13 protein-coding genes are annotated in these 12,065 nt (G+C 45.8%); all 13 read left to right on the forward strand.

Features of this window, described 5'->3' with window-relative positions:
- The first annotated feature begins 7 nt into the window (after nucleotides 1–7).
- The 13 genes from hslO (at nucleotide 8) to lysS (ending at nucleotide 11,801) form a co-directional block, all read left to right on the forward strand.
- Nucleotides 8–892 carry an Hsp33 family molecular chaperone HslO gene (gene hslO, locus MHI51_RS00365; RefSeq protein WP_036678742.1) on the forward strand — a complete coding sequence of 295 codons (885 nt, stop codon included), beginning with the start codon at nucleotides 8–10 and terminating at the stop codon, nucleotides 890–892.
- 9 nt (nucleotides 893–901) lie between these two features.
- On the forward strand, nucleotides 902–1,846 hold the full coding sequence (locus MHI51_RS00370; protein ID WP_341000888.1) for a peptidylprolyl isomerase: 945 nt from the start codon (nucleotides 902–904) through the stop codon (nucleotides 1,844–1,846).
- Nucleotides 1,847–1,987: 141 nt separating this feature from the next.
- Nucleotides 1,988–2,926 carry a cysteine synthase A gene (cysK, locus tag MHI51_RS00375; protein WP_036678737.1) on the forward strand — a complete coding sequence of 313 codons (939 nt, stop codon included), beginning with the start codon at nucleotides 1,988–1,990 and terminating at the stop codon, nucleotides 2,924–2,926.
- A 338-nt stretch (nucleotides 2,927–3,264) separates the two neighbouring features.
- Entirely contained in the window at nucleotides 3,265–4,878 is a 1,614-nt protein-coding gene (locus MHI51_RS00380; protein WP_405173480.1) for an anthranilate synthase component I family protein, read from the forward strand.
- The gene (gene pabA, locus MHI51_RS00385) at nucleotides 4,875–5,456 is read left to right on the forward strand and encodes an aminodeoxychorismate/anthranilate synthase component II (RefSeq protein ID WP_036678733.1); all 582 of its coding nucleotides are present in this window, start codon (nucleotides 4,875–4,877) and stop codon (nucleotides 5,454–5,456) included. Before MHI51_RS00380 ends, pabA begins: the two co-directional genes overlap by 4 nt.
- Nucleotides 5,453–6,334 (forward strand): aminotransferase class IV, encoded by an 882-nt coding sequence (locus MHI51_RS00390; protein ID WP_405173481.1) that lies wholly within the window; start codon nucleotides 5,453–5,455, stop codon nucleotides 6,332–6,334. Before pabA ends, MHI51_RS00390 begins: the two co-directional genes overlap by 4 nt.
- On the forward strand, nucleotides 6,331–7,188 hold the full coding sequence (gene folP, locus MHI51_RS00395) for a dihydropteroate synthase (protein ID WP_405173482.1): 858 nt from the start codon (nucleotides 6,331–6,333) through the stop codon (nucleotides 7,186–7,188). The genes MHI51_RS00390 and folP overlap by 4 nt, the downstream gene beginning before the upstream one ends.
- Nucleotides 7,189–7,218: 30 nt before the next feature.
- Nucleotides 7,219–7,581: a dihydroneopterin aldolase gene (folB, locus tag MHI51_RS00400; RefSeq protein WP_036678726.1), complete on the forward strand. Its 363-nt coding sequence runs from the start codon at nucleotides 7,219–7,221 to the stop codon at nucleotides 7,579–7,581.
- An 11-nt stretch (nucleotides 7,582–7,592) separates the two neighbouring features.
- Nucleotides 7,593–8,144: a 2-amino-4-hydroxy-6-hydroxymethyldihydropteridine diphosphokinase gene (folK, locus tag MHI51_RS00405; protein WP_036678725.1), complete on the forward strand. Its 552-nt coding sequence runs from the start codon at nucleotides 7,593–7,595 to the stop codon at nucleotides 8,142–8,144.
- The gene (locus MHI51_RS00410) at nucleotides 8,096–8,305 is read left to right on the forward strand and encodes a helix-turn-helix domain-containing protein (RefSeq protein WP_076099929.1); all 210 of its coding nucleotides are present in this window, start codon (nucleotides 8,096–8,098) and stop codon (nucleotides 8,303–8,305) included. Before folK ends, MHI51_RS00410 begins: the two co-directional genes overlap by 49 nt.
- Before the next feature lie 33 nt (nucleotides 8,306–8,338).
- A complete protein-coding gene (dusB, locus tag MHI51_RS00415; protein ID WP_405173483.1) occupies nucleotides 8,339–9,355 on the forward strand; it encodes a tRNA dihydrouridine synthase DusB in 1,017 nt (338 codons plus the stop codon).
- 201 nt (nucleotides 9,356–9,556) lie between these two features.
- Nucleotides 9,557–10,036 carry a transcription elongation factor GreA gene (gene greA / locus MHI51_RS00420; RefSeq protein WP_036678719.1) on the forward strand — a complete coding sequence of 160 codons (480 nt, stop codon included), beginning with the start codon at nucleotides 9,557–9,559 and terminating at the stop codon, nucleotides 10,034–10,036.
- Nucleotides 10,037–10,283: 247 nt separating this feature from the next.
- Nucleotides 10,284–11,801: a lysine--tRNA ligase gene (lysS, locus tag MHI51_RS00425; RefSeq protein WP_405173484.1), complete on the forward strand. Its 1,518-nt coding sequence runs from the start codon at nucleotides 10,284–10,286 to the stop codon at nucleotides 11,799–11,801.
- The last annotated feature ends 264 nt before the right edge of the window (nucleotides 11,802–12,065 follow it).

The raw sequence follows: 12,065 nt of genomic DNA on the forward strand, positions 1-12,065 counted from the left end.
GCACCCAATGGAAAAAAAGAAGGATCGACTAATCCGCGGCACGGCTCTTAATGGTAAAGTGAGAGCGTTTGCTGTCCGCACAACTGAATTGGTTGAAGAACTGAGACGCAGACACGATACGTATCCAACGGCTACAGCCGCAATGGGACGTACAGTTACCGCTGCAGCCATGATGGGCGCTATGCTCAAGGGTAGTGAGAAGCTGAGTATTATGGTTAAAGGGAATGGACCGATCGGACAAATCGTTGCAGAATCCAATGCATTGGGAGAAGTGCGTGGTTATGTGCATAATCCTCACATTCATTTACCGAGCAATAGCATGGGGAAGCTGGATGTAGCTGGAGCGGTGGGAACTGAAGGGTTCATTGATGTTATAAAAGATTTAGGTATGAAAGAGCCGTACAGAGGTAGTATTCCTATTATCTCCGGGGAGCTTGGCGATGATTTTACCTATTATTTTGCGGTTTCTGAGCAAACTCCAGCTGCGGTCGGCCTAGGTGTACTGGTAGATACCGATGAGTCAGTAATTGTGGCTGGAGGATTTATTGTTCAGCTTCTTCCTGGTCTGACTGATGCGGAGATCACAGAGATTGAAAAAGCTGTAGGGGCGATGCCTTCTGTAACAGCGCTTCTCGATCAGGGGCTGGAGCCAGAAGAAATGCTGCGCTACCTGTTGCCGGATGCAGTGGTTATGGATGAACTGGATATTAACTTTGCTTGTCAGTGTTCGCGTGAGCGGGTAGAGCAGACATTGGTTAGCTTAGGACGGGATGAACTGGAGAGATTAATTGCAGAAGATGAACAGGCTGAAGTCGTATGCCATTTTTGCAATGAGGCTTATGTTTTCAATAAGGACGATTTACAGGTCATTTTAGAACAAGCGAATTCGTAGGGTATTGGGATGATGACGAGACAGGAACGTGCACTTCGCAATACGGTTATTATTCTAGCTGTTGCAACTTTAATGCTCGGGGGTCTATTATTCTGGAGTTTGCGCGCCATGGCCCTTCTTAAAGGAGATACAACAGACAATGAATCACCGGATGTAGCGACTGCAGGCGGACAACCGATAACGGATCAGCAGTGGATGGATGAGCTCAAAAAAAAGCATGGAGAAGAAGTGTTAATCAGTATGCTTAACCATATTGTCGTGAACATGGAAGCTAAGGCATTAGGAATTACCGTGACAGACGATGAGGTTAAGCAGGAACTGGCACGCACTATAGTTGGGTACGAATCAGAAGCGCAATATTATGCTCAAATGCAATCTCAGCTCGGATTATCTCGTCAGGAAGTGTTCGCAGAGACAGATTATCGTCTGTCCTTACAAGCGATAGCCACGGTGGGCATTACAATCAGTGATGCCGATATAGATGCTTATTTAGAGCAAAATGCCGAGCGCTTCATTCCAAAAAAGGAAATGCAGCTTTCTATGATCAAGGTTTCATCCTATGAGGAAGGGCAGCAGGTAATGGATCGCTTGGAACAGGGTGAGAATTTCGCTGATTTGGCTAGGGAAGTGTCTAATGATGATGAGAGTCGGCAGCACGGAGGCAGCTTAGGTAAAGTAGAGGAAGACGACCCTTTTTGGCCAGAGGGAATGTTAAAGACTGCCGCTGGATTGGATGTGGGTGATATAGCCGGTCCGATCGAGACAGGGGAAGACTTCGCCATTATCCGCTTGGAGAGTATTCACTCTCCAGAAATGCCGGATCAGAAAGAAATTCGGGCGCTTGTACGTCAAGAGCTGGCTTTGGAGCAAGCCCCTCCCTTGCAGCAGGTGGAAAGCGATTTACGCAATAAATATGAGGTATCAATAAATATTGACAATAGCCTGCAAGATTGATAATATGATATTAACGTAAACCCTACCGTTTTAGTCGGAAATAACTGACGGTGGTCAACAATTTAAACTCCATACACAGAAGCATAAAGTCATAATTTACGTTCTTATATCGCATTTATCATTCTAAGGAGGTTTTTGCTCATGGCTAAAGTCGTTAACAACGTAACAGAATTGATCGGAGGTACTCCGCTCGTTCGTTTGAATCGTCTGGCACAGGAAGGCTCCGCAGATATTTATTTGAAATTGGAATATCAGAACCCGGGATCAAGCGTAAAAGACCGGATTGCAATCAGCATCGTGGAAGAAGCTGAGCGTGAAGGTCTACTGAAACCGGGAGGTACGATTGTAGAAGCTACTAGTGGTAACACTGGTATCGGCCTGGCACTTGTAGCTGCTGCTAAAGGTTATAAGGCAGTTATCGTAATGCCGGAAACAATGAGCTTGGAGCGCCGTAATCTCCTTCGCGCATATGGAGCGGAATTGGTGCTGACCCCAGGATCGGAAGGTATGAATGGTGCGGTTAAGAAAGCAGACGAAATTCTGAAAGAGAACCCAAGCTATTTCCCATCCGAGCAATTCAAGAATAAAGCGAACGTGAAGATTCACCGTGAGACTACTGGACCTGAAATCATTGACGCTATTGAATCCATCGGCGGTCCTTTGGATGCTTTTATTGCAGGTATCGGAACAGGCGGAACGATCACTGGTGCGGGTGAAGTGCTGAAAAGCCAATATCCTGATATTAAGATCTATGCTGTGGAGCCTGCTGCTTCCCCAATCTTGGCTGGAGGCAAACCAGGCCCTCACAAAATCCAGGGTATCGGAGCTAACTTCATCCCTGAGATTTTGAACCAAGATATCTATGATGAAATCATCCACGTTGAGAATGATGAAGCTTTCGAAACTGCACGTCGTGTAGCTAAAGAAGAAGGCGTCTTGTCTGGTATTTCTTCAGGTGCTGCTGTATTTGCCGCTCTTAAAGTAGCTAAAGATTTAGGCCCTGGCAAAAAAGTAGTAGTCATTATCCCAAGTAACGGCGAACGTTACCTGAGCACACCACTTTACAATTTCGAAGCGTAATTGTTTGCAATAACGTAAATCTATAAGAGTCTTCATACCACTTTTTTGGTGGTGATGGAGACTCTTTTCGTTGATTTAAAAGGCATTTGGTACTTTGCATATATGGCAGGCTAGACGTGGTAATTTTATTATTGTTGAAAAAAGCTCTGGTTTTTACAGGAAACGAAAAAATCATAATAATTTCCTATCGCTGAGGGCTTTTCAATAATGCCTTAAGTACAGTATACTGACAGGCAATATACTACTGACGATTGGACAAAACTAAGCAAATGCTTACGAAGCGAGTTTTGTCTCAAAAATTAAACTGTAAGATGATGCTAGACAAAACTTTTAGGAGGATGGCTTTGGAAATCATAACAACCTGGAACGAGTGGGAACAATGGGCTGCTGAAGACTGGAGCATGTTTCCCTTGATTATAAAATCCCCCCGGTGCACCAACGAATTACCCGCGTCCTGGGAGAAAGCCTGGGAGTTAGCTTCCCAGTATTCTGTAGTTTTAGAAAGTGGTAAGGGTGGCCGTTATACGTACTTGGGCTTAAATCCTGTTTCGATATTGAAAGGCAAGGAGGATAACGCGGAAGTATTTAGCTTCCCTACTGAATCTTTGGAATCAGCATCAGTGAACGAGGAGAGGACACCTGAGGCAACAACACTGCAGGGACAACCGCTGGAGCTACTGCAGCAATGGATGTCGGATTTTACGTCGCCTAAGTTAAAGGATGAAGATGTTCCTCCTTTCTCTGGTGGATGTATTGGATTCCTTGGTTATGATGTGGTTCGTTCTTTGGAACGGTTGCCTTCTTTTGCCCAAGATGATCCTGGTTTTCCTGATTATCTTTTTATGAGGTTTGACGAGATATGGATTTATGATCACGAAGAGCATGTGCTGTATTGTGCTGTCCACGTTCCAGTTCCAGCAGACTGTGGGCTGGAGGATCTGCAAAATCTCTATCTTGGCAGTATAGAACAGGCTGGACAAATGGTAGAGCAGTGGCAGCTGATATCTTCAGCTGCAGGATTGGATGATGAGGCTGTGGGCAGCATTGAGGCCCTTACAGTTTCATCAGGAGAGTGGCCGGGCATGGCTTCGGCTTTTTCGCCTGAGAAGTTTCAGCAGGCAGTGGTGGACGTTCAGGAATACATCCGCCAAGGCGATGTCTTCCAAGTGAACCTCTCGCTGCGCCAGGAGGCGCAGCTGAAGTCCTCGCCGGAGGATGTTTACGAGTGGCTGCGCAAGCTCAACCCGTCCCCGTACATGGGGCTCTTGCGGTCGCCCGGCTTCGCGCTGTCCAGCGCTTCACCGGAGCTGCTCGTCAAGCTGCACGGGGACAAAGTGAGCGCCCGGCCCATCGCCGGCACCCGGCGCCGGGGACTCACTCCCGCGGAGGATGCCGCCATGGAGGCGGAGCTTCGCGGGAGCGAAAAAGAGATCGCCGAGCATATTATGCTTGTCGATCTGGAACGCAACGACATCGGACGTGTCGCTGCATACGGTTCCGTCAGCGTGCCGGAGCTGATGACGGTGGAGCGCTACTCTCATGTGATGCATCTCGTTTCGCAGGTAGAGGGCCAGATTGCGCCGGATAAAGACGCTTATGCGGTTATCGCAGCTTTATTCCCGGGGGGAACCATCACGGGGGCTCCCAAGGTAAGGACAATGGAGATTATCGAAGAACTGGAGCCGGTTCGACGTGGACCCTATACAGGTTCGATGGGTTTTATTGACTATAACGGCAATATGGAATTAAATATTATTATAAGAACGCTGGCTGTAAAAGACGGGGTCGGATATATTCAGACAGGTGCCGGCATAGTGATCGATTCCGATCCCTACCGTGAATACCGTGAATGCCATAATAAAGCCAAAGCGGTAGTGAAGGCAGTACTCTGTAGTGAACTGCAGCAGGAACTGCCAGCTACCAGCGGAGCCGAAGGGGGAGTAGCACTGTGATCTTGGTCATCGATAATTATGATTCCTTTACGTATAACCTCGTACAGTATTTAGGTGAGCTTGGAGAAGAGGTTAAAGTGCACCGCAACGATGAAATTACTATCGAAGAGATTGAAAAGCTGGCCCCTGACCATATTCTAATTTCACCAGGCCCATGTACGCCAAATGAAGCGGGAATTAGTCTGGAATTGTTGCATCATTTCAAGGGGATCATTCCGATCTTCGGCGTATGCCTTGGACATCAAGCGATTGGACAAGCATTTGGTGGCAATGTCATCCGTGCTGAGCGTTTGATGCATGGGAAGACATCGCCTATTTACCATAACGGGACCTCAGTTTTTGAAGGTCTGGAGTCTCCATTTACAGCTACCCGATATCATTCACTGATTGTAGAGCGGGAGAGTCTCCCAGATTGCTTGGAGATTACGGCTGAGACTGAAGAGGGGGAGATTATGGCATTGCGCCATAAAGAATATCCTATTGAAGGTGTGCAGTTCCACCCGGAATCTATTATTACGGATCATGGTCATACGATGCTGCGTAATTTCTTGAAACGGAGAGCCGGAGAAACGGCATGAAATATATAGGATTTAACAATGGTGTCATTGACGCCCGAGAAGCCGTGGTTTCTGCCTTGGATCACGGCTTTTTGTACGGCATTGGCTTGTTCGAAACCTTTCGGACCTATGGGGGAGTTCCCTTTTTGCTGGAGCGTCATTTGAAGCGTATGGCAGAGGGGTGCAAGGAACTGGGCATTCCATTTGAGGCAGAAGCGGCACATCTACTTGACTGGATTAAGCGCGTGATGGACAAAAATGAATTAAAAGAAGCTTATATACGCTATACCGTAACAGCCGGTGAGGATATTCTCGGATTACCTGCTGGTGATTATCAAAAGCCCAATCATTTGTTGTACATCAAAGCGCTGCCGAAAGTACCAGATAAGCTTTACAGTGAAGGCAAAGAGCTGCAGCTGTTGTCCTTGCGCCGTAATACTCCTGAGGGAACAGTGCGATTCAAGTCGCTGCATTATATGAATAACATTCTGGCTAAGCGTGAGCTTAGAGGGTATGCTTCTGCGGCAAATGGTGCTGAAGGACTAATGCTGTCGGCAGAAGAATTTATTGCGGAGGGCATTGTCAGCAACATCTTTTTTATTAAAAACAACAGGCTCTATACCCCAGATCTCACCACAGGCATTCTTCCGGGAATTACCCGGGAAATGGTGCTGGAGCTGGCTCTTAGTGCAGGCCTTAGTGTTGAAGAAGGAACATATCACTGGGAGCAGTTGAAAGCTGCTGATGAAGTGTTTCTTACCAATTCCGTACAAGAAATTGTTCCTGTTACCGGGGTGTGGCACGGAGATGCAAGATTTACTATAGGTACTGGCCAGTGTGGAACAATTACTGCTGGCTTGATTTCATTATATAGAGATAGGACGGCGATTGCGAAATGAGACCAGTCCTCTTTAAGCGGACATATCGTTGTGGAAATACAGACTTGGAGTTAGGAAATCGAACATTGATTATGGGCATCCTTAATGTTACCCCTGATTCTTTTTCAGATGGAGGACTTTGGGATCATCCGGACAAAGCCGTTGAGCATGCGCTGCGTATGGCTGCAGAGGGTGCTGATATTATTGATATCGGCGGTGAATCTACTCGTCCTGGTCATCAACCGGTGGGACTTGAAGAGGAGTTAGCCCGTGTATTGCCTGTGATTGAGAGTATTCATAAGGCGGCACCTCATCTTCCGTTATCCATCGATACCTATAAAGCTGAGGTAGCCCGCCAAGCTTTAGCTGCGGGTGCTCATATCATTAATGACATATGGGGTTGTAAGGCCGATCCGGAAATGGCGGCAGTGGCCGCTGCTGCTGACTGTCCTATTATTTTGATGCATAACCGGCAGGACCGTAATTATACGAATCTGAGTGCGGATATGTCGGCTGATCTTAAGGAAAGTATTGATCTTGCGTTAGCCGCAGGTGTTAAGCCGGCCAATATCATATTGGATCCAGGTATCGGCTTTGCTAAGGATTATAATGAAAACCTGCAGGCAATGATGCTTTTAGACGGGTTGACTGAGTTAGGCTATCCGTTGTTACTGGCGACATCCCGCAAAAAATTCATCCGCACGGTACTTGATTTGCCGTCTGATGATGTTGTGGAAGGCACCGCAGCTACAGTAGCTTTTGGCATTGCTCAGGGTTGCCAGATCGTCCGTGTACATGATGTATCTCTAATTAAACGAACGGTTAAGATGTGTGATGCGATGTTGTATGCTGCACCTCCAGTGGTGTGTGAATAGCTATATTTTACGAAAAAGGGCGGATTAATCATGGATAAAATGACAATGCATCGCATGGAATATTACGGATACCACGGTGTATTTGAGGAAGAGCGTAAGCTGGGACAACGTTTTTACATTGATTTAGAGCTAGAGCTTGATTTGCAGGGTGCGGGCTTGAATGATGATTTGAGTCAAACTGTGAATTATGCTGAAGTTCATGAATTAGTCAAAAACATTGTCGAAATAAAGTCTTTTAAGTTGATCGAAGCTTTGGCAGAATATATTGCATCCTCCGTACTGGACACTTATACTGTTATCAATGCAGTAACGGTTAAGGTAACTAAACCTCATCCGCCTTTCGACATTCATTTTCAGGGAGTGACTGTAGAGCTGCGCAGAACTAGAAAGTGAGAACAAGGTCCATGAATATACATTCCACCTCTGAAGAATCAGAGGCTTATATTGCTTTAGGGGCTAATTTGGGTGACCGCGAGGGCACACTGTCAGAGGCTTTGAACAGACTGGACGCTCATGATGAAATATCGGTGGTCCGCTGCTCCAAAGTTTACGAGACAGAGCCAGTAGGTTATTTAGATCAGCCGCAGTTTCTCAATATGGCAGCAGCTTTGCGAACGACACTTGCGCCCGAGTCCTTGCTGGAAGTGATGTTGGGGATTGAAACGCAGCTGGGTCGTATCCGGGATATCCGCTATGGACCGAGAACGGTAGATTTGGATTTGTTGTGGGTTGAGGGTCAGGTACTCGATACACCACATTTAACGTTACCGCATCCACGCATGTTAGAGCGTGCTTTTGTATTGTTTCCGCTCAGTGACATCGTTCCACAGAATGAACAATCTTCCGGACTTCGCAAGCTGATTACAGCAGCGCTTCAAGACATAGACGGGAAGGAAGGAATTCGGTTGTGGACAACAAGCGTTTGGGACGGAGGGTCAGGGCATTCCGTAAGCTAAAAGGGTATACTCAACAGGATCTTGCGGATCTTGCCGGAATTTCCTTGGCTGTGCTTGGTGCAGTCGAGAGGGGTAACAGACGATTAGAAGATCAAATTTTAGATAAAATTGCGAATGTTCTAGGGGTTACAACAGAAGAGCTTGTGGATCCCAACTCATAATTTCCAAGAATTAAAAGGCAGGAAGTGATACGAATGCTGAAGATTGGCGATATTGAGATGAAAAATCAGGTTGTTCTGGCACCTATGGCTGGCGTGTGCAATCCGGCTTTTCGTCTGATCGCTAAGGAATTTGGTACAGGTCTGGTCTGTGCGGAAATGGTAAGCGATAAGGCCATTATTCACGGAAATACACGTACTCGCGAAATGTTGTTTGTAGATGAACGGGAGAAACCGCTTAGTTTGCAGATTTTTGGCGGGGATAGAGCGTCACTGGTGCAAGCAGCTAAAGTCGTTGATAAAGAAACCGATGCTGATATTATCGATATCAATATGGGATGCCCAGTGCCAAAAGTGACTAAATGTGATGCGGGAGCCCGCTGGCTTTTGAATCCCGACAAAATCTATGAAATGGTCTCTGCGGTTGTCGATGTTGTCGATAAACCGGTAACCGTGAAAATGCGGATTGGCTGGGACAGTGAGCATATTTTTGTCGAAGATAATGCGCGTGCGGTTGAACGTGCCGGGGGTAAGGCTGTCAGCGTACACGGTCGTACCCGGGAGCAGCTTTACACAGGCGATGCGGACTGGAACTACATCAAGATGGCAAAAGAAGCAGTTTCCATTCCCGTTATCGGCAACGGAGATGTTAATACACCTGAAGATGCTCGGGCTATGTTGGATCAGACTGGCTGCGATGGTGTAATGATCGGGCGTGGAGCACTCGGTAATCCTTGGATGTTGTATCGTACCATTCAATATTTGAGCACCGGCGAGCTTATGCCTGAACCTGGCTTGGATGAGAAGATTAAGGTTGCTATTCTTCATATGGATCGTCTGGTAGCTCTTAAGGGAGAAGCTGTAGCTGTCCGTGAGATGCGTAAGCATATGGCTTGGTATTTAAAAGGCTTGAAGGCTGCCGCTAGAGTGAAGGATGTTCTTATGACAGAAACAAAACGCGATGGAATGGTGAGGATATTGAATGATTTTGTCGTTCAATTAAAGCATGAAGAAGAGAGCAAGGGCATTGAAATGTCTTCTTCTGCTGTATAATCGCCTTTTTTCTGCTGATATTTGAACACATCTGACTTTATATGTGGTGTCATTGACATTTTGTAGCGGTTCCAATATAATTTCACAGTATAAAATCGCCGTTACAGTAAGAGCAATGCAGCAGGGAGGGTTCTTATCCTTCTAGATTAGCATATAGTATGGTGTTTTCAATAATTGTATACGACAGGAGAATCGGTTGAGATGAGCGATAAAGAAGTCATCCTTACGCCGGACGGGCTAAAACGTCTGGAAGATGAGCTGGAGACCCTCAAATCCGTAAAACGCCGTGAGGTTGCTGAACGGATTAAGGTAGCGATTGGCTACGGAGATATCAGTGAGAACTCGGAGTATGAAGACGCGAAGAATGAGCAAGCTTTTATCGAAGGACGCGTTCTCACTTTGGAGAAGATGCTTCGCAACGCGCGTATCATCAATAGCGACGAGATCGTTACTGACGTAGTAAGTATTGGTGTTACTGTAAGTGTCGAGGATTTGGAATATGGGGACACTATGGAGTATACGATCGTAGGTACAGCAGAATCTGATCCACTGAATAACAAGATTTCCAACGAAAGTCCGGTAGGCAAAGCTATTATAGGAAAAAAAATAGGTACGGTAGTTGATGTTTCTACACCTGCAGGAGTTATTCAATATAAAATTCTCGATATCAGAATGAAGTAATATACAGACCTTAATGTCTGTAAATAGATGTGCTGCCATATGTATTAGTCATTTCACTGTACATAGGTAGATAAGGGAACATGTTTGGGAAAGCTTCCTTAGGGAAGCTTTTTTCAAATCATCCAGAAACGATAGGTAAACAAACTGCTTATATTTTGAGCTGGAACGGGACTGTCCTCTAACTATGGAGACGGAGCCGTTTCTTCTTGTGTATATGATATTACTGAGTTATAAGGGGATGAATCGCATGACCGAGGAAATGAACAATGTGGACAATGCAGAGAACGAACTTAGTGAGCTTTTGCAGATCCGCCGTGCCAAACTGGACGAGCTAAGAGGGCTTGGTATTGATCCTTTTGGCAAAAAATACGAGCGCACAGCTAACGCTGGCGATATCGTAGCTAAGTATGATGGACTTTCCAAAGAGGAATTGGACGAGCTTTCTGTTGAAGTGAGCATTGCTGGGCGTATTATGGCAAAACGCGTTATGGGTAAAGCCAGCTTTGCACATATCCAGGACCTTAGCGGAAGAATTCAGCTTTATGTTCGTCAAGACAGCATTCCTGAAACTCAATACACGGCGTTTAATGTTCTCGATCTGGGAGATATTATCGGCGTTCGTGGAACAGTATTCAAAACCAAAACAGGCGAGACCTCCATCAAAGTGCATAATCTTGAAGTCTTGTCCAAATCCCTGCTGCCACTTCCTGAAAAATATCATGGTCTTAAAGATGTAGAACTGCGTTATCGCCAGCGCTATGTTGATTTGATTATTAATCCGGAAGTTCAACAGACCTTTATTGCCCGTTCAAGAATTATTCAATCGATGCGTCGCTATTTGGATTCACTTGGTTATCTTGAAGTTGAAACACCTACACTTCATACGATCGCCGGCGGAGCAGCTGCGCGTCCGTTTATTACTTACCACAACACACTTGAAATGCAGCTGTATATGCGGATTGCTATCGAGCTTCACTTGAAACGCCTTATCGTTGGCGGTTTGGAAAAAGTGTACGAAATCGGTCGTGTCTATCGTAACGAGGGAATGTCGACTCGTCATAATCCAGAGTTCACTATGATTGAGTTGTACGAAGCATATGCCGACTACAAGGACATCATGAATCTCACGGAGAATATGATTGCACATATTGCCCAAGAGGTATTAGGTACACAACTGCTGGATTACCAAGGCAAAGAGGTAAATCTGTCTCCAGGATGGCGTCGTGTAACTATGGTTGATGCTGTTAAAGAAGTAACCGATGTTGATTTCAGCGTTCACATGACAGATGACGAAGCACAAGCTTTGGCAAAAGAACATCGTGTGCCTGTTGAGAAACATATGACGTTCGGTCATATCCTTAACGCTTTCTTCGAGCAATTTGTAGAGGAAACTCTAATTCAGCCAACCTTTGTAATGGGACACCCTGTTGAGATTTCACCACTTGCGAAGAAAAACGATGAGGATCCACGCTTTACCGATCGTTTTGAGCTGTTTATTGTGGGTCGTGAGCACGCTAATGCATTTAGTGAATTGAATGATCCGATTGACCAACGTCAACGCTTTGAGGCACAGATCCAGGAGAAAGAGCAAGGTAATGACGAAGCTCATGAGATGGATGATGATTTCATCCGCGCCCTGGAATATGGTATGCCACCTACTGGCGGACTGGGAATCGGCGTAGACCGTTTGATCATGCTGCTTACCAATTCTGCATCGATTCGCGATGTATTGCTGTTTCCACATATGCGTAACCGTACTGAATAGTATCTATAGAACACGGGGCTTAAGGGAGCTGTCTAAGGGCAGTTCTCTCAGCTACTGTTGATTAGAAGCAGTGCTTTCACTTCATCGCTCCTATAGAATGTAGAGATTTAATATTAGTTTCAAAAAACTCTTGCAATGCATCTTCATACATGATATATTCTAAGTCCGGCCAAGAAGTACACATGCCGAGCTCGAAAAAGAAGTTAAAAAAAGAGCTTGACATTAAATAGCCGAACATGATATAGTATAAGAGTTGCTGCTGAG

It is taken from the genome of Paenibacillus sp. FSL H8-0260, from assembly GCF_045040625.1.
Lineage (GTDB): Bacteria > Bacillota > Bacilli > Paenibacillales > Paenibacillaceae > Paenibacillus_AQ > Paenibacillus_AQ odorifer.